Source organism: Microbacterium thalli, assembly GCF_028737325.1.
Classification (GTDB): Bacteria; Actinomycetota; Actinomycetes; order Actinomycetales; family Microbacteriaceae; genus Microbacterium; species Microbacterium thalli.
The window spans coordinates 264,601-281,803 of sequence record NZ_JAQZCH010000001.1; the positions used below are offsets into that span (position 1 = coordinate 264,601).

General features: G+C 72.5%; 16 protein-coding genes. 5 read left to right on the forward strand and 11 right to left on the reverse strand.

The window, feature by feature from the left end:
- Positions 1-46: 46 nt before the first annotated feature.
- The gene (locus PUW82_RS01395; protein WP_274220554.1) at positions 47-3,019 is read left to right on the forward strand and encodes a DEAD/DEAH box helicase family protein; all 2,973 of its coding nucleotides are present in this window, start codon (positions 47-49) and stop codon (positions 3,017-3,019) included.
- A 74-nt stretch (positions 3,020-3,093) separates the two neighbouring features.
- On the forward strand, positions 3,094-4,578 hold the full coding sequence (locus PUW82_RS01400) for an HNH endonuclease signature motif containing protein (RefSeq protein WP_274220555.1): 1,485 nt from the start codon (positions 3,094-3,096) through the stop codon (positions 4,576-4,578).
- A 161-nt stretch (positions 4,579-4,739) separates the two neighbouring features.
- Here the strand turns inward: PUW82_RS01400 and PUW82_RS01405 are convergent, their stop codons facing one another.
- From PUW82_RS01405 to PUW82_RS01435, 7 genes are read right to left on the reverse strand one after another with little or no spacing between them, the layout of a single operon-like run.
- A complete protein-coding gene (locus PUW82_RS01405) occupies positions 4,740-5,471 on the reverse strand; it encodes a DNA-3-methyladenine glycosylase (protein WP_274220556.1) in 732 nt (243 codons plus the stop codon).
- Positions 5,447-6,877, reverse strand: a complete 1,431-nt coding sequence (locus tag PUW82_RS01410; RefSeq protein ID WP_274220557.1) for a hypothetical protein — start codon at positions 6,875-6,877, stop codon at positions 5,447-5,449. Before PUW82_RS01410 ends, PUW82_RS01405 begins: the two co-directional genes overlap by 25 nt.
- Positions 6,867-7,694 (reverse strand): TIGR03943 family putative permease subunit, encoded by an 828-nt coding sequence (locus PUW82_RS01415; protein ID WP_274220558.1) that lies wholly within the window; start codon positions 7,692-7,694, stop codon positions 6,867-6,869. The genes PUW82_RS01410 and PUW82_RS01415 overlap by 11 nt, the downstream gene beginning before the upstream one ends.
- Positions 7,687-8,697, reverse strand: coding sequence for a permease (locus PUW82_RS01420; RefSeq protein ID WP_274220559.1), 1,011 nt, complete (start codon positions 8,695-8,697; stop codon positions 7,687-7,689). The genes PUW82_RS01415 and PUW82_RS01420 overlap by 8 nt, the downstream gene beginning before the upstream one ends.
- On the reverse strand, positions 8,684-9,100 hold the full coding sequence (locus PUW82_RS01425) for a Fur family transcriptional regulator (protein ID WP_274220560.1): 417 nt from the start codon (positions 9,098-9,100) through the stop codon (positions 8,684-8,686). The genes PUW82_RS01420 and PUW82_RS01425 overlap by 14 nt, the downstream gene beginning before the upstream one ends.
- Positions 9,101-9,110: 10 nt before the next feature.
- Complete coding sequence (locus PUW82_RS01430) at positions 9,111-9,992, reverse strand: metal ABC transporter permease (protein WP_210006471.1); 882 nt, start codon at positions 9,990-9,992, stop codon at positions 9,111-9,113.
- Positions 9,989-10,843: a metal ABC transporter ATP-binding protein gene (locus tag PUW82_RS01435; RefSeq protein ID WP_420792703.1), complete on the reverse strand. Its 855-nt coding sequence runs from the start codon at positions 10,841-10,843 to the stop codon at positions 9,989-9,991. The genes PUW82_RS01430 and PUW82_RS01435 overlap by 4 nt, the downstream gene beginning before the upstream one ends.
- 73 nt (positions 10,844-10,916) lie before the next feature.
- Here PUW82_RS01435 and PUW82_RS01440 point away from each other — a divergent pair, with 73 nt between their 5' ends.
- Both PUW82_RS01440 and PUW82_RS01445 read left to right on the forward strand, forming a co-directional pair.
- Positions 10,917-11,762 (forward strand): flagellin N-terminal helical domain-containing protein, encoded by an 846-nt coding sequence (locus tag PUW82_RS01440; protein ID WP_274220562.1) that lies wholly within the window; start codon positions 10,917-10,919, stop codon positions 11,760-11,762.
- 100 nt (positions 11,763-11,862) lie between these two features.
- Positions 11,863-12,942 (forward strand): sugar-transfer associated ATP-grasp domain-containing protein, encoded by a 1,080-nt coding sequence (locus tag PUW82_RS01445; RefSeq protein WP_274220563.1) that lies wholly within the window; start codon positions 11,863-11,865, stop codon positions 12,940-12,942.
- 20 nt (positions 12,943-12,962) lie between these two features.
- Here PUW82_RS01445 and fliW read toward each other — a convergent pair whose 3' ends face one another.
- The 4 genes from fliW to flgN are packed head-to-tail and all read right to left on the reverse strand — an operon-like array spanning position 12,963 to position 16,115.
- Entirely contained in the window at positions 12,963-13,355 is a 393-nt protein-coding gene (gene fliW, locus PUW82_RS01450; RefSeq protein ID WP_274220564.1) for a flagellar assembly protein FliW, read from the reverse strand.
- A complete protein-coding gene (locus PUW82_RS01455; protein ID WP_337994534.1) occupies positions 13,352-14,221 on the reverse strand; it encodes a flagellin N-terminal helical domain-containing protein in 870 nt (289 codons plus the stop codon). Before PUW82_RS01455 ends, fliW begins: the two co-directional genes overlap by 4 nt.
- 25 nt (positions 14,222-14,246) lie before the next feature.
- Positions 14,247-15,644 carry a flagellar hook-associated protein FlgK gene (gene flgK, locus PUW82_RS01460; RefSeq protein ID WP_274220566.1) on the reverse strand — a complete coding sequence of 466 codons (1,398 nt, stop codon included), beginning with the start codon at positions 15,642-15,644 and terminating at the stop codon, positions 14,247-14,249.
- 9 nt (positions 15,645-15,653) lie between these two features.
- Positions 15,654-16,115: a flagellar export chaperone FlgN gene (flgN, locus tag PUW82_RS01465; protein ID WP_274220567.1), complete on the reverse strand. Its 462-nt coding sequence runs from the start codon at positions 16,113-16,115 to the stop codon at positions 15,654-15,656.
- A gap of 254 nt (positions 16,116-16,369) precedes the next feature.
- Here flgN and PUW82_RS01470 point away from each other — a divergent pair, with 254 nt between their 5' ends.
- Positions 16,370-17,176, forward strand: coding sequence for a sigma-70 family RNA polymerase sigma factor (locus PUW82_RS01470; RefSeq protein WP_274220568.1), 807 nt, complete (start codon positions 16,370-16,372; stop codon positions 17,174-17,176).
- The last annotated feature ends 27 nt before the right edge of the window (positions 17,177-17,203 follow it).

A 17,203-nucleotide genomic window follows, 5' to 3' on the forward strand; every position in this document is an offset into this window, starting at 1 on the left:
GTCCCTGCCGCCGGGCGGGCGACGAGGCATCTGACATACTGCCGCTATGTCGCCGCAGGTCCCCCTCCGGCGATGGCGATTCGACGGGCAGTTGCGCCACTACCAGGCGGATGTGCTCGACGGCGTCGACGTCACCGGCACCGAGCCGCTTCACATCGTGGCTCCCCCGGGATCGGGCAAGACCCTGCTGGGGCTGCTCCTCGCGATGCGCCGCGGCACCCGCGCGCTCGTCCTCGCGCCGACCGTCACGATCCGCGACCAATGGGCCGAGACCGCGCGAACGCTCGCCGCCGGGCCCGACGAGGTCTCGATCGACGGCGATGCGCTGCGTGATCTGTCGGCCCTGACCTACCAGGCCGTGAGCGTCCTCGACGGCGACAACCCGCTCGCGGCGCTCGCGCACGACCGCTGGCTGCGCGAGCTTGAGGCGGACGGGCGCTCCGAGCGCGCGGCATCCGAATGGCTCGACGACCTGCGCTCGGGCAACAGCCGGGCCTATGCATCGGGCATCGCGCGTCGCTCGCGCACGCTGCGGCGGCGCATCGCGCAGGAGGATCCCGACGCGCTCATGCGCGCCCTGCATCCCCGGGCGCGAGCGCTGATCGAGCGCCTCGTCGCGCACCGCGTCGACACGATCGTGCTCGACGAGTGCCATCATCTGCTCGACCATTGGGCGCTCGTCGTCGCGGCGCTCGTCGCACAGCTGCGTGCCGCCGGCCGATCGCCTCTCGTGATCGGACTGACCGCGACGCTGCCGTCGCCCGATGACGGCACCGCCTACGACAACTACACCGCGCTCCTCGGCGACGTCGACCACGAGGTCCCGGTGCCGGCGGTCGTGCGCGAGGGCAACCTCGCCCCGTACCGCGAGTACGTGCGATTCGTCGAACCGACGGCGGACGAGGTGGCCTTCCTCTCGGGGGCGGCCACGGCTCTCGCGGTGCTGATCCGCGCGACCTTCGCTCGCGGCGCGGGCGCCGACCACCTCGTCGACGTGCTGCAGCCGCCGCTCCCGCACCCCGAGCCCGTCGATGAACCGGATGCCGAGACGTCCCCGCCGCCGGCTCTGCGGCCTCCTCCGGCGCGACCAGAGGAGGCCAGCACGTCCGACACCGCCGACATCCGGCTGTCCCGAGCGTTCGCCGACGATTTCGCCGGCGCCGAGGCCGCCGCCGCGATGCTGAGCACCGTCCACCCCGACCACCCGCTCGTGGCGCGTCTGCCCGCGCTCGCCCGCCGCCCGCCGACGACCGACGAGGCGCTGCGCCTTCTCGGTCGCTTCGCTCTCGACCGGGTGCTGCCCGACGCATCGGCGCGCGAACAGTGGGATCGGATCCGTGCGACGCTCGCCGATTTCGGGTTCTCGCTCACCGATCGCGGCCTTCGACGCACGCGCGATCCGATCGACACCATGCTCGCGTCGTCGCTGGCGAAGGACCGGGCCGCGTGCGACATCCTGCGACTCGAGCGCGACCACCTCGGGCCGCGGCTGCGCGCGCTGATCGTGACCGACTTCAGCGAGCACGGCAACCGCCACGGCGGGCTGATCGGACCCGCCGGCGCCGTGCGCACCTTCGGCGTGCTGACGACGGATGCCGCGACCGCCGACCTGCGCGGCGCCCTCATCACGGGTTCGACGACCCGCGTCGCAACCCGCCATGCCGACGCACTCGCGGGAGCCTTCTCGGCAGCGCTGGACGCGGCCGTCATGACGGCGCCGGTCGCCGACGACCCCGGTGTCACCGAGATCGCCGCGCCGGGCGTCGGCGCCGCGACGTTCGTGCGCGCAGCGGCGGCACTGCTGACGCGAGGCGAGCTCGACGTGGTGGTCGGAACGCGGGGCCTGTTCGGCGAGGGGTGGGACTGTCCCGCGGTCAACACGCTCATCGACCTGACGTCGGTCGCGACGCCCGCCGCCACGCAGCAGCTGCGCGGGCGCACGCTGCGCCTCGACCCGGCGTGGCCGGACAAGGTGGCCCACAACTGGACGGTCACGGCGCTCCTCCCGCCCGCCGCGCCCCTCCACGCCGTCCCCGACCTCGAGCGTCTGCGCCGCAAGCACGCCCGGCTGTGGGGGCTGCACCGCGACGATCCCGGCCGCATCGTGCGCGGGCTCTCGTCCGCGCTCACCGGGGAGCAGCAACGCCGACTCGACGCGCTCGATCGACCGGCCGCGGCGGACCTGGATGCGCTGACCGTCCTCATCCCGCGCGAACACACGCACGCGATGTGGCGGGTCGGCGAGCCTTACGACGATCGCGAAGAGGTGGGAGCGCTGGTCGCCCGTCGCGCCGCCGAGCCCGCGTTCCGCACCCGACGCCGAGCGGATGCCGCTCTCGCGCGCGCGACCGCAGCGCTGGGCGTCGTCGCGGTCGGCGCGCTCGCGCTCATGATCTCGGGCCCGGTCGGACTCGCCATCGGGTCGGCGCTGCTGCTGAGCGCCACGGGCGTGGGCGTCCCCGTGGCCGTGGCTTGGCTGTCCGCTCGCCGCGCCCACGCATCGGCGCCCGAGCTCTACCGTCGCGTCGGGCTCGTCGTCGTCGCGGCGCTGCAGCGGGCGGGCCGCGTCGGAAGCGACGTCCGGCCGAAGGTCATCATCCCGGCGACCGACGGCGGCGGCGGGATGTCGCCGCCCACCGGCATCCAGCGCTTCGAGGTGGTCGTGACCGGCGCCTCACTCGCGGAGCAACGCCTGTTCGCGTCGGCGATGTCGGAACTGTTCGCGGCGGTGCGCACCCCGCGCCGTCTGCTCCAGGTCGATGCGGGCGGCCGATCACCGGTCGTGCGCTGGCTGCTCGCGCGGGCGAACCGCTCGGACCCGTCGCAGTTCCTCGCTGTGCCCACGGCGATCGGCGGCCGGGCGGCGAACCTGACGGCCTTCGTCGACGACTGGCAGCGCCACGTCGGGCCGTGCGTGCTGCATGTCATCGACGGTCCGGAATCCCTTGCGATCCTCGCCGAGGCGCGGCGCACGGGAGCCGTCGACGGCGACCTCGCGGTGGCGGAACGCTGGCACTGAGCCGCGCGACCGGCGCGGAAGCGACATAGCGGGCGGCCGGGGGCGATGTCGGAGGTCCGTGGCATTATTCGAACATGTCTTCGAATGGCGGGATTGGTAGCGGGGTCGGGAGCGATGCGGATGTCGCCGCGCTCGCGCAACTCGTCGCCGACGCCGAGCGGGTGACGGATGCCGCGCGCGCCGCGCAGATCCACGAGGTGCGCGTGCTCGCCGCGGCGGGACGGCTGGCGGAGCAGCAGACGGCCGGGGCGGACGAGCGGATCAAAGCCCGCGAGATGGCGCTGCGGAGCATCGCCGCGGAACTCGCGGGGGTGTTCGTCACGACGGACCGGACGCTGCAACGACGCATCGACGACGCGCGAGACCTCGTCGAGCACTACCCCGCGACGATGGACGCCTGGGAAGCGGGACGCATCACCCGGGGGCACGTGCGAGTCATCCAAGACACCGGATGCGTCGTGCCCGCCGAGGTGCGAGGCGAGTTCGAGCGGGTCGCGATCGAACGGTGTGAGGGCGAGACGCCGAACCGGGTGCGAGGCGCCCTGGAGCATCTCGCGGAACGGCTACACCCGCGCCCGTTCACCGAGCGGCACGAGCAGGCGGCCGCAGGGCGGTGCGTGCGCGTGCAGGCGGGGGCGGACGGGATGTCGGACCTGATCGCGACGCTCCCGACCGTGATCGCCGAAGGCGTGGTCGACCGGCTCACGCGACAGGCACGCGAGATCATCGACGCCCACCCGCAGGCCGACGCGGCCGGGAGTGACGATGGTGCGGCGGAGACGGTCGAAGGGGCGAGGCCTGACGCGACTGCGGCCGCGGCTGCGGCTGCGGCTGCGGCTGAAGCAGCTGCGGCGGGCGGTTCGTCGTTCTCGGGCGACACGCGCACGATCGACCAGATCCGCGCCGACGTGTTCGCGGACCTCCTGCTCGCCGGAACGCCCGCGCTCGACCCCACCGCTGACGGGGACGGAAACGGTGCGCTCGGAGCGATCCGCGCGAAGGTACAGGTCGTCGTGTCCGCACTCACCCTCACCGGCGAGGACGACGGGCCCGCCGACCTCGTCGGCCGCTCCCCCATCGACGCAGCCACCGCCCGGCAACTCGCCGGCGACAACACCGCCTGGGACCGGCTCCTCACCCACCCCGTCACCGGAACCGTGCTCGAGTGCGACACCTACCAACCCACCGCCGCCATGCGGCGGCTGCTGCGAGCACGGGACCGGCACTGCCGGTTCCCCGGATGCCGGCAACCCGCCATCCGCTGCGAGATCGACCACACCCACGCGGCATCCGACGGCGGACCCACCTGCGTCGGCAACCTCGCCCACCTCTGCAAACGCCACCACGACGTCAAACACCACACCCGCTGGCGCGTCAGACAGCTGGCAGGAGGACTGCTCGTGTGGACCTCCCCCACGGGGCGGGTCTACCGCGAAGACGCGCCGCCACCCGTCGTGGCCTTCGCTCCGGCGATCGATCCGCCACCGCGGACATCACCACCGCGGACATCACCACCGTTCGGTGACCCACCACCGTTCGGTGACCCACCGCCGTTCTGACCCGCGGACCGGGTGCCCACGGCTGCGCCGAGACTGCGCGGATGCGCTCGGCGACATCGCATCTTCTCCCGGCACAACATGCCGCGGCCAGATCCGAAGGCCACGCCCACCTGGCGGCGACGGCGATCACTCCCCCTCGGCGCTCGCGGCGGCCTCGGCGATCACTCCGCCTCGGCGCTCGCGGCGGCTTCGGCGCTCGCGGCGGCTTCCGCGGCGCCACGGCCCCAGCGGAAGGCCGACACGGTCGGGTCATCCGCGATCCAGAAGCGCCACGGAAACGCCGCCGTGCCTGCCACGCCCGCGACGCCGACGCGCGGACCCGTCGCCACCGCAGCCTCGGCGTCGTCGCGCAGCAGCAGTCGCGCGACGGCACCGGCCCGCTCGACGCCGCTCACCGCGTCGATACCGTCGTGCACCGGATACCGCAGCCCCACCGCGTCGCCGAGCCGCCCGGGTCCCCGCGCCAGATCTCGCGCCACCCGCGCCGCGGGACGCCTCGCGTGCGCGGCATCCGTCCCCTCGACGATCTCCGCGGCGCGCAGCAGCACTCCCCCGGCCACGCCGGCTGGCCCGCAGACGACGTTCACACACGAGTGGATGCCGTGACTGAGGTACACGTACAGGTGGCCCGGCTCGCCCCACATCGTCGCGTTGCGCGCGGTCGGGCCCATCCGGGCGTGCGACCCCGGGTCGGGCCGGTCGCCGGTGTCGCGGCCGTGATACGCCTCGACCTCGGTCAGCCTCGCCGTCACGGCGACTCCGTCGACCGACACCCGCAGCAACCCGCCGAGCAGCAGCGGTGCGACATCGAGGGGCAGCGCCGACAGCTCCTCGCGCGTCGCGGAGTGGAAGCCGGCCGGAACGGCGGTCACGGCCGCGGCGCGCTCTGGCACCACGAGATGTCGAAGCCGCTGAGGGCCCGGACCTCCTCGCCGGTGCCGATGTCGACGATGTGCGTCTGCAGCCGCTCCGGCAGCGGCAGCAGATACGCGTCGTACGGGTTCGAGACGGCGTCCGGCGCCACGAGGAACGCCGCGTACCGGCTGCTCGGCGACACGCAGGTGTGCAGCAGCAGGTCGTCCGAGTCGACCGAGAAGACCTCGCGCGCCGAACCGTCGGCGCCGACCAGCGCGACCGACGTCGACAGCACGCTGAAGCCCTCGACCTGCGAGAGGACTCGTAGCGTCTCGTCGGCGGTGCCGGGCAGCGCCGTCACCGCCTGCGTCTCGCCGAGCGCGGGGTCGGTGGGCGTGAGCGCGCGCTCCTCGGCCGTCGCCAGGTCGATCGCGACGAGACCGCTCGCGCGCTGCACGATCGCCTCGGTCGACCCGCGTGCGATCCCGTCGATCGTGATCGCGTTGCCGAGCGCGACCGGCGGGCCGCCCGCGGTCGAGACGAGAGTCAGCGCGCTGTCGAACGTCAGCAGCAGCACGGCGTCAGTGCCGGGCACGAAGCGCCAGTCGTCGGTCCGCGAATCGGCGCCCTGGATCTCGAGCTGCGTCGGCTCGTCGTCGGCTCGCGCGTCCGCGAGCGACGCGGTGAACAGCGCGCTCTCGAGCCCGCCGCCCGCACCGATGTCGGCGTCGGTGAAGGTGTAGCCGATGAGGTCGCCGCGGTCGGCGGTCTGCAGGTTCGTCACGGTGCCGCGCCCGGGCAGCGGCAGCTCGCGCGCCCGCTGACCGTCACGGTCGGTGACGAGGAGGGTGGAGGTGCCGTCCTCGCCCGTCGAAACGATCGCCAGATGAGTCGACGTCGCCCGGAAGTCCTCGATGCGCGGGTGCGTGAACACCGGCACCGCGTTCTCGCCGTCGAGCCCCGTGCGGAAGATCGTGTCTTCATCGCCGCCGCGCTGCAGCAGGAAGGTCTCGAGCGGAGGTGTCGTGAACGTCTGCTCGACCATCCCCGCGGGACCGCCGCCGAGCCCCCGCAGCCCGTCGATGCGGACGGAGTACTCGGTGTCGTCGCGCAGCGGCAGTGTGAACCGGATGCCGATCTGCCGACCCGACGTGTCGACCGTGAAGTCCGCGGCCGGCTCGATCTGCACCTGGGCGGGATCGATCTCGACGAGCGACTGCGTCGTCGTGACAATCATCCGCGACCCCGCCGACTCGATCGCGGCCTGCGGGTCGATGCTCATCGACGTCGCCCGCGGTCCCTGGATGGTGGTCAGGATACCGCTGGCCCCGCCGACCAGCGCGAGCGCGCCGATCACGACGGCCATCGCGACGACGAACCGCCGCGAACGGCGGTCGCGCGAACGCGCGCGGCGCGACCCGGTGGGCGCAGCCTCAGTACTCATACGGGTCCTCGGGCTCATCGATGGCCTGCACCCCGGTGGCCTCGACGACGAGCGCACCATCGCGGTCACGGATGACGCCGGTGACGGTGACCCAGTCTCCGGTCGACGGCACCGCCTCGACAGCGCCGCCGATGGGGATGCTCGCGGGCTGCGCATCGATGACGCAGTGGGTGATCACGAGCCGGGTCAGCCCGAAGCCGCCGCCGTCGGACGGCGTGACGAAGCCGGTGAGGGTGATCTCGTTGCCCTCGAACGCCTCAGGGTTCGTGGCCGTCGCGAACACGCTCGCCCACTCGCCGACACCGAACGCGGCGGTGTCGCCCGTCGTGGCCAGCGCGACGGTACCGGCGCCCTGGAACAACGGCGGCGCGCCGGTGTCGCGCGACATCGCGAGCTCCGCCGAGAGGGTGGCCGGCGGGGTCACCAGCGCCACCGCGACGAGACCCGTCGCGACGATGCCGCCGCTCGCCGTGACCAGGAACCGCCACGGCGTACCCGCCTCGAGGTCGGCGTGCTCGTGACCGGCGTGCGTGTGACCGGCGGGGGCCGAGGTACCGGCGTGCGCGTCTCCGGCAGCCGGGGCGTGCTGCTCGCCGTGGTCGTGACCGTGCTCGGCCTCGGCGCCCAGCGGCAGCGCGAAGCTGACGACGGCACCGATCAGCCCGAGCACCGACATCCCGACGGCGAACCAGGCGGACTCGGGGTTGATGTACAGGCCGATGCGTCCGGTCAGCGCGAGGGTCACGGTGATCGCCGCGAGCGCGGCGGCCAGCCCCACGCCGAACAGGCGGGTCAGCACGGCGGACGACTTAGGCAAGGAGGTTCACCACCCCACCGAGCGCGATGGCGAACAGCACGACGATGACGACCAGCCCCACCAGCACTCGCGAGCGGAGCGTCGTGCGCATGAGCGCGAGCATCTTCACGTCCACGAGCGGGCCGACCAGCAGGAACGCGACGATCGATCCGGGCGTGAAGGTCGACGCAAACGACAGCGCGAAGAACGAGTCGACGTTCGAGCAGATCGACACGATCATCGCCAGCGCGATCATCGCGAGGATCGACAGCGCGGGATTCGACCCGATCGCCAGCAGCGCGTCGCGCGGCACGAGCACCTGCACGGCGCCGGCGATCGCCGAGCCCAGCACGAGCGCCGGCATGACGGCCCGCAGCTCGACGACGAACTGCGCGAGGCTGCGCCGCCCGCGTCCGCCCGGGTCTTCGGCCGCCAGCTCGCATGTCGCCAGGAAGCGGTCGGTGAGCAGCGCGTCGGGATCGGGATGCCGCGAGTACAGCCACCCGATGAGGTTGGCCACGATGTAGCCGCCGACGAGACGGGCGACGAGGATGCCGTCGTCGAACCCGAACGCCTGATGCGTCGTGATGATCACGATGGGGTTCACGATGGGTGCGGCGATGAGGAACGTCATCGTCTCGGGCACCGAGAACCCGCGGATCATGAGACCTCGGGCGAAGGGCAGGTTGCCGCACTCGCAGACCGGGATCAGCATGCCCAGCAGCGACAGCACCGCCCGGCGGGCCCAGGCGCGACGCGGCATCCATCGCTCGATGACCCCCGGCGGCACCCACACCTGCACGACGATCGAGAGCGCGACGCCCAGCAGCACGAAGGGCAGCGACTCGATGAGCACGCTCAGCCCGAGCGTGACACCGTCCTGCGCGCGCAGCGGCAGCGCCGGCCCGGGCGTCAGGACGGCGACACCCAGCAGCGCGGCGATCACGACCGCACCGGTCCCGAGCAGGACGACGGTGCGCGTCGCCGGCGAGGGTGCGAGCCGTGCGGTCTTAGGAGCCGTCACGCTCGTCGTCGCGCCGCAGTGCCGAGCACGCGGCGCAGAGACCGAAGATGTCGACGACGTGCTCCGCGCGGGTGAACCCGTTCGCGGCGGCGGTGCGGTGCGCCCACTCCTCGACGTCGGATGCCTGGATCTCGACGGTGAGACCGCACGAACGGCAGATCAGGTGGTGGTGGTGCCCTGCGCTCGAGCAGGCACGGTAGATGGCCTCGCCCTCGGGGCTCTGCAGCTGGTCGGCCTCACCCGACGCCGCGAGCGTCGCGAGCGCACGGTAGACGGTGGCCAGCCCGATGCCGGTGTTGTCGTCGCGAAGCGACGCGTGCAGGTCCTGAGCCGAGACGAAACCCCGCGCGTCCGAGAGCGCGGTGCGCACGCGCTCGCGCTGCCATGTGTTCCGCTGGGCCATGGCGGCGAGTCTACTCGGCCGTCCTCGGCATCGGCTGGGTGCGCAGCACGCGGCCGCGGCGCGATCCGACGATGCGGCACACCAGGTAGATCGCGAACGAGATGGTCGTGATGTACGGGCTCACGGGCAGTGTTCCGGCGACTGCCAGCAGGATGCCGCCGACGGCCGACACGACGCCGAACAGGGCAGCCAGCAGCGGCACCGCGAGCGGACCGGTGGCGACCCGCACCGCGGCGGCGGCGGGCGTGACCAGCAGCGCCATGACGAGCAGCGCCCCGATGATGTGCACCGCGACGGCGACGATCAGGCCCAGCAGCAGCATGAACCCGAGCGAGACGGCGACCGTCGGCACGCCGCGCGCCGCCGCCGACTGCGGGTCGAGCGAGTCGAACCGCAGCGGCCGCCAGATGAGCAGCAGCGCGATGAGCACGAACGCGCCGATCGCGATGAGCCAGCCCAGCTGACCCGACTGCACCGAGACGATCTGGCCGGTCAGCAGGCTGAACCGGTTGGCGCTGCGACCGTCGTAGAGCGACAGGAACAGGATGCCGAGCCCGAGGCCGAACGGCATGAGCACGCCGATGATCGAGTTGCGGTCGCGCGCTCGCGACCCCAGCCACCCGATGAGCGCCGCGGCGATGAGCGACCCCACGATCGACCCCGTGACCACGTCGACGCCGATGAGCAGCGCCGCCGCTGCGCCCGCGAACGACAGCTCGCTGATGCCGTGGACGGCGAAAGCCATGTCGCGCTGCAGCACGAAGACGCCGATGAGGCCGCCGACGAGGCCCAGCACCGCACCGGCCCACACCGAGTTCTGCACGAGGGCGAGGATGTCGCCGTACACCGGCAACCCGCCGAACATCGCGTCCCAGACGTCCGCCCAGCTCATGCGTGCTCTCCGTGGTCGTGATGGTGGTGCGACGCGTCGGCGTCGGGGGCGCCGACGACGACGAGCCGGTCGCCCGCGCTCAGCACGAACACCGGAGCCCCGTAGAGGTCGGTGAGCACCGGCGACGTCAGGACCTCGGACGGGGTGCCGAGCGTGAAGCGGCCGTTCGCGATGTAGAGGATGCGGTCGACCTTGTCGAGCACCGGATTGATGTCGTGGGTGACGAGCAGAACGGCGGCGCCCGTGCGGCGGTGCGCGTCGATGAGACCCACGACGGCCTGCTGATTGGCCAGGTCGAGGCTCGTCAGCGGCTCATCGCAGAGCAGCAGCTTCGGGTCGTCGGCGAGCGCCTGACCCACGCGCAGCCGCTGCTGCTCGCCGCCCGAGAGCACGCCCACCGGTCGGTCGGCGAACGACTCCGCCCCGACATCGGTGATGAGGCGGTCGATGCGCTCGCGGTCGCGGCGGCGCGGCAGCGGCAGCCCGAAGCGGTGGCCGTCGACGCCGAGCGCGACGAGGTCGCGGGCGCGCAGGGCCGTGTCGCGGGGCAGCGGACGCGCCTGCGGCAGGTAGCCGATCGCCCGGTTGCCGGGCCGGCGCACGGGACGGCCGAGCGCGGTGATCGACCCCTCGCTCAACGGCTCGAGGCCGAGGATGGCGCGCAGCAGTGTCGTCTTGCCCGAACCACTGGGCCCGAGCACGGCGATGAGCTCGCCGGGTGCGACGTCGAGGTCGAGTCCGCTCCACAGTTCCCGTCCGGAACGGCGCAGCGCGGCACCACGGATCTCGAGCAGGCTCACCGGGTCAGCGTACCCGCCTAACGGATCGCGACGAGCGGCCGATAGAGGCATCCAGGAGTCCACGGACGGACTCCGGGAGCCCAGGACGGGCTTCCGCTCATCCCAATCCACGGAGGAATGAATCATGGGAATGCAGATCGCCACCAACGTGGGCGCACTCAACGCCTACCGCAACCTGTCCAGCACGCAGAACGACGTGTCGAAGTCGCTCGAGAAGCTCTCGAGCGGTCTGCGCATCAACCGCGCTGCGGACGACGCCGCCGGCCTCGCCATCTCGGAGGGCCTGAAGTCGCAGGTCAACGGGCTGAACGTGGCTGCGCGCAACGCCCAGGACGGCATCTCGGTCATCCAGACCGCGGAAGGCGCCCTGACGGAGGTCCACTCGATCCTCCAGCGCATGCGCGACCTGGCCGTCCAGGCGGGCAACGACTCGAACAACGCCGACTCGCGCACCGCGATCACCACGGAGGCCACGCAGCTGACCGCCGAGCTGACCCGCATCAGCACGTCGACGAACTTCAACGGCATCAAGCTGCTCGACGGCTCCGCAGGCGCCGACGGCGACGGCGTGCTGTCGTTCCAGATCGGTGCGGACGGCTCGGCGGACAACCGCCTGACCGTCGACCTCGGCGCCGCGAACGTCACCGATGTCGTCACCGGTCTGGGCACGCTCGACTTCAGCTCGGCGGAAGGGGCCGCAGCCGCGGTCACCGCGATCAACACGCAGATCACCGCTGTGTCGACGGGTCGCTCCGAGCTCGGTGCGGCGCAGAACCGCTTCGAGTCGGCCATCAACAGCCTGAACGTGTCGGCGGAGAACCTGTCGGCTGCCAACAGCCGCATCCGCGACACCGACATGGCCGCCGAGATGGTCAAGTACACGGCCGCGAACATCCTGTCGCAGGCCGGCACGGCCATGCTCGCACAGGCGAACCAGGCCAACCAGGGCGTGCTGCAGCTGCTGCGGTAAGTCTCGCGACGGTGGGTCCCGTGTCGCCTCGACGCGGGACCCATCGCCGTCACGGGCGGCCCTGAGGAATCCGATCCCGAACCAGACCACGAGGACCTCGATGACATCCCCCCAGCCCCTCTCGCCCGGCCTCGCGTTCCTCTGGGAGCGCGCCCGCCGGGTCGACGTCGCCGCCCTCGTCGGACGCGCGCGCCAGGCCGCCGCCCGCCACGGGCGCAGCACCCCGGCGGTCGTGCTCGACATGCTGTGGCAGGCGGGCTTCCGCGGGGTGGGGTTCCAGGACTACGTCGACTACGACTTCGCGATGCTCACGTCGGCCGAGCGCTCGACGTACATGACGAGCCCGGTGTCGCACCGGCTCGCGCTGCAGTTCGACGACCCCGCGTACCGCCACCTGTTCCACGACAAGGTCGCGTTCAACCGCACCTTCGACGAGCACCTGCAGCGGGACTGGATGGTCGTCGCCCCGGGCAACGCGACCGAGCTGCGGCGCTTCGCCGAGCGGCACGGCACGATCGTGACGAAGGAGCCGCTCGGGCGCGCGGGACTCGGTGTCCATCGCTACCACGCGACCGAGGTGACCGACTGGAGCCGCTTCCACCGCGGGCTGCTCGAGCGGGGCGAGACGCTCGTCGAAGAGGTCATCCGTCAGCACGACGACCTCGCCGCGCTGTGCGCGGGAACGGTCAACACCACGCGCGTGACGACCTACTTCGACGGTCAGCGCACCCACGTCCTGGCCATGGCGCAGAAGTTCGGCCGCGGCGCCGTCAGCGACCAGAACGCCTTCGGCGGCTTCTACGCCATGCTCGACGAGAGTGGCCGTGCCACGGGCGACGGCTACGACTCGAACGACCGCGTCTACGAGGCGCACCCCGACAGCGGCATCCGCATCGCCGACTTCCGCCTGCCGATGCTCGACGATGTCGTCGCGTTCGTCGACCGCCTGGCCCGCGTCGTGCCGCAGGTGCGGTACGTCGGGTGGGACATCGCCGTCTCGCCGACCGGCCCCGTGCTCGTCGAGGGCAACTGGGCGGCAGGCGTGTACGAGAACAAGCCGAGCGCGACGGGCATCCGCACCGGTCACAAGCCGCGTTACCTCGCCGCCATCGCGGCGACCGATGCGACGCCGCGCACGCTGCCCGCGACCGAGGCCGCAACCGAGACCGCGGCCGCCTGAGGCGCGGCCCGCCGGCCGGGTCAGCCCAGGAGCGCCCGCACCGGCAGGTCCTGCCCCTCGAGGATGACCTGGGCGGCGACGCCCGTGCGCCGGTTGACCACGACGGGGGCCAGCAGGTTGACCCCGATCCCCTCGTCGGTCATCCGCGCGACGACGAACACCTGCGCCTCGGTGGGTTCCGTCAGCGCGAGCGCGTCGACGTGCGCGTCCGAGAGCACCGGCGCGTAGTCCGACACGACCGCCGCGGGGTCGACGAGGTAGAGCCGGGTGTCGGCGTCGCCGACCGCCGTCATCGCGTGGAGACCGCCCGCTGCGTCGATCGTCTCGAGCGAGAAGGCGGTGTGCGGGGCCAGGCCCGGCGGCGGGGCGATGAACGACAGGACGGATGCCGCCGGCGCGGCCGCGTCGCTCACGAGAGGAAGTCCATGAGCGTCGGCTGCATGACCCGCGCGGTCACGGCGAGCGCGGACTGGTACACGAGCTCCTGCGACTTGAGCGCGACGAGCACCTCGACGGTGTCGACGTCTTCGACGGCCGCACGCTGGGCCTCGAGTGACACGGTGGCGTCGGCGGCCGCCTCTTTCGCTCGCATGATCTGATTCTGCCTCGCCCCCACCGTGCCCTGCACCCCCAGCATGCTGTCGAGCCGCTGGTCGATCTCGGTCAGCCGCGAACCGACGTCGACGCCCGCGCGCAGGTCCGACACGATCGCCCCGACGAGGGCGAACACCGAGTCATCGCCCGAGCCGAACACCTCGGCGCCGTTCGCGTCGACACGCACCGCCTCGCCGTCCGAGACGCGTCGCCGCACCTCGCCGCCCGCGACGCCGGCGAACGTGAAGTCCGGCGCGAACGCTCGCCCCTCCGACGTGCCGGCGAACACCGAACGCCCGAGCAGGGTCGTGTTGGCCTGGGCCAGCAGCTCCTCGGCGATGCCCTCGAGCTCGACGGCGATGGCCTCGCGCGAAGCGCTGTCGAGGGCGCCCGAGTTCGCGCCGCGCGTCGTCAGGTCGCGGGCGCGTCCGAGCAGCGCCGTCGACGCCGAGATCGCACTGTCGATCGTCGTGACCCACGCCAGACCGTCGTCGATGTTGCGCGCGTACTGGTCGTTGCGGCGCTGCGCGGCGTGCAGGTCGAGAGCTGCCGCCGCGGCGGCGGGATCGTCCGACGGTGCGAGGAAGGCCCGCTGCGACGTCGCCTGGCTCTGCAGCCGCGACAGGTCGTTCAGGCCGCCCTGGAGGTTGCGCATCGCCATCTGCGCGAGGCTCTGCGAGGTCACTCGGGTGATCATGGCGCTCCCGGGATCAGCGGCCGACGAGGCCGGTGCGGTTGATGAGGACGTCGAGGGCTTCATCGACGGCGGTGAGCACGCGGGCGGCCGCCTGATACGCCGTCTGGTAGGTCAGCAGACTCATCGTCTCCTCGTCGTTGTCGACGCCGGCCACCGACTGCTGCGCGGCGACGGCGGCGACCGCGGTGGTCTCGGCGCGGGCTGCCCGGCCGGCCTCGGCCGCCGTGGCGACCGCCAGCCGCGACACGACGTCGCGCCACACGACATCCGGTCCGTCGGAGCGCTTGCCGATGCCCGACAGCGCGTCGGCGTTGCTGCCGTCGAGGGCGCCGGCGGCCGGCGCCCCGATCGCGAGCTCGTCGCGGCTGGTCGGGATGACGCTGAGCCCGAGGGCTGCGGGAACGCCCGCCGCACGCGCGAAGAAGTCGCCCCCGGCGGCGCCCGCCGCCGTCGCCCCGGCGCGGTGCTGCGCGTTGACGGTGTCGGCGAGCGAGGTGGCGAGCGCGTTGTACGACTCGGCCAGGCCCGCGAGAGGGCCACCGGCGTCGGCCGGCGCCAGCAGCGACAGCGCGCCGGCGAGCTCGCCGCTCGCGACGCCGACGGGCGGGCCGCCCGCGGGCCGCCAAGCGACGGTCACGGCGTCGTCCGTGCCGACGGCGCTCGGACCGGTGACCTCGAGAGTGCGTGCCTGCGAGCCCGAGACGAGCGCGTTGCCGTCCACGCGCAGGGTCATGGTGCCGTCGGTCTCGACCGTGCCGACGGCACCGGCGAGGCGCGAGACGGTCTGCGCAAGCAGGTTCCGGCGGTCGACGAGCTCGTTGACGGGGGTGCCGGATGCCGTGGCCTCGCGGATCGTGCCGTTGAGATCGGCGATCTCGATGGCGGCGGCGTTGATCTGGTCGACGACACGGTCGGCGCTCGCGCGCGTCGACGCCCACTGCTGCGCGACGGCACGGTAGCCGTCGCCGATGCGTGCGGCGATGGTCTCACCCCGCGTCAGCACCGCGGCCGCGGCGGCGGTGGAGTCGGGGGCGTTCGAGAGGTCCTGCCACGCCGTCCACAGCTGCGAGAGCTGGTCGGCGATGCCGTTCTTCGTCGGCTCGGCGAGGGCGGCCTCCGCGGCCGCGGTCGCCGTGGCGCGAGTGGACCAGTAACCGGATGCCGCGAGGGTGTCGCGCACGCGTGCGTCGAGCACGGCGTCGCCGAGGCGGGCGATGCCGTCGACCGACACGCCCTGTCCGACGCTCGCGCGCCCCGGCGTGGCGACGCCGCCGACGGCCGAGGTCTCGAGGCGCTGACGCGTGTAGCCGGGTGTCAGCTGGTTGGCGACGTTCTGTCCCGCCAGGTCCATGCCGCGGCGCGCCGCGGCCAGGGCGCTCGCGGCGGTCCCCACCCCACTGAATGTCGACATGCGGTCCTCTCAGATCTCCCGGTCGACGATGCGGGCGGTGTCCTCGCGCACCCGTCCGCCGCCGGTGGTGTACTCGCCCGTGCTCGCCTCGAGTCCGGCGAGGGTCTCGTCGACCGCCCGGCTCGCGGCGCGCAGATGCGTCTCGTTCGCGTCCTTCAACTGCGACACCTCGGCCATGCGCTCGGTCAGCGCGATGCGGTGCTCGGCGAAGACGTCGCGCCAGGTTCCGGTCGGTGCGGCGTCGAGCAGCTGCGCGAGCGTCGTGGCATCGGGCATGCCCCACTCCCGCGCGACCGCTGCGACTTCCACGTCGCGTCCGAGACCCGACTCGCGCAGCTGTTCGAGCACCCGCTCGATCTCGCGCGACGCGAGGTGGATCCAGCGGGTGTTGCCCGCCTCGAGCAGCAGGCGCTGCTCCTCGAGCTTGAAGATCAGCAGCTCCAAAAGCTCGCGCTCGCGCCACAACTGCATGGACAGCTCGTTTGCTCCCAAGGTGTTCCCCCTCCTCGAGCAGCCCCCATGGACCGCATCGAACGGCTCGCTCATCGACGAACTGTTCCGAAGCGATCTTCCTCGTCTATCGGCAGGAACGACAGTGCGGTTATGCGGGCCCTGAGTTTTGCATGAGATTCCTCTCATTTTGCCTATGATGGCAATCAGCCGGTGTGACGGCTCCTGCGAATTCGGGCCGCAGGGGTGAGCGCACGCCACGAAAGAGGCCTCCCTTGCACATCCTCGGCCACGCGGAACGCAATCAACTCATCGAAGAGAACCTTCCCCTGGTGGGCTATCTGGCGCGCGACCTGCATTCGCGCGCGACGCACGTGCCGCTCGAGGAGCTGGCCTCCGTCGGCGCTCTCGCCCTGGTCACCGCCGCCGACGCCTTCGACCCCGCGCTCGGCGTGCCCTTCGGCGCGTACGCCCGGCGCCGCATCCTCGGCGCGTTCGCCGACGAGATGCGCTCGATGGATTGGGCGTCGCGCGGCATCCGCAAGCGCATCAAGGAGACCACCGCGATCCGCGACACCCTGACGGCGCGACTGGGCCGCAGCGCCACCGCCGACGAGATCGCCGAGACGATGGGCCTGCCCCGCACCGCGGTCGTCGAAGCCCTCGACGACGCGGCGCGCACCGTCACGAGCCTCGACGACGCGTCGGTGCTCGAGATGCCGAGCGCCATGACCCTGCCCGACGAGGCGGCGGTGCTCCGTGAGCGGCGCGACGTCCTCGAGCGCGCGGTCGCGGCCCTCCCGCCGCGCATGCGCGCCATCGTGCAAGCCGTCTACATCGACGAGCGCCCCGTCAAAGAGATCGCCGCCGAGCTCGGCGTCTCGCACTCCGCCGTCTCGCAGCAGCGCGCCGAGGCGATCCGACTGCTGCGCGATGCGCTCGAGCGCTTCGCCGCCGAGGAGGCCTTCGAACCCGTCTCCCGCGTCTCGGTCGAGACCCGCGAGGCGTACTTCACCCGGATCACCGCGATGCTCCCGCGCGGCGGACGAGGCATGACGCCCGCCGCATCCCTCCCGATCTGACGCCCCGAACGGGCCCGGAACGAGCCT

Coding starts and splice junctions, on each gene's coding strand:
- PUW82_RS01395 (WP_274220554.1), top strand. CDS start 47: ATGTCGCCGCAGGTCCCCCTCCGGCGATGGCGATTCGACGGGCAGTTG.
- PUW82_RS01400 (WP_274220555.1), top strand. CDS start 3,094: ATGTCTTCGAATGGCGGGATTGGTAGCGGGGTCGGGAGCGATGCGGAT.
- PUW82_RS01410 (WP_274220557.1), bottom strand. CDS start 6,877: ATGAGTACTGAGGCTGCGCCCACCGGGTCGCGCCGCGCGCGTTCGCGC.
- PUW82_RS01425 (WP_274220560.1), bottom strand. CDS start 9,100: ATGGCCCAGCGGAACACATGGCAGCGCGAGCGCGTGCGCACCGCGCTC.
- PUW82_RS01430 (WP_210006471.1), bottom strand. CDS start 9,992: ATGAGCTGGGCGGACGTCTGGGACGCGATGTTCGGCGGGTTGCCGGTG.
- PUW82_RS01435 (WP_420792703.1), bottom strand. CDS start 10,843: ATGCCTCTATCGGCCGCTCGTCGCGATCCGTTAGGCGGGTACGCTGAC.
- PUW82_RS01440 (WP_274220562.1), top strand. CDS start 10,917: ATGGGAATGCAGATCGCCACCAACGTGGGCGCACTCAACGCCTACCGC.
- PUW82_RS01445 (WP_274220563.1), top strand. CDS start 11,863: ATGACATCCCCCCAGCCCCTCTCGCCCGGCCTCGCGTTCCTCTGGGAG.
- flgK (WP_274220566.1), bottom strand. CDS start 15,644: ATGTCGACATTCAGTGGGGTGGGGACCGCCGCGAGCGCCCTGGCCGCG.
- flgN (WP_274220567.1), bottom strand. CDS start 16,115: ATGCAGTTGTGGCGCGAGCGCGAGCTTTTGGAGCTGCTGATCTTCAAG.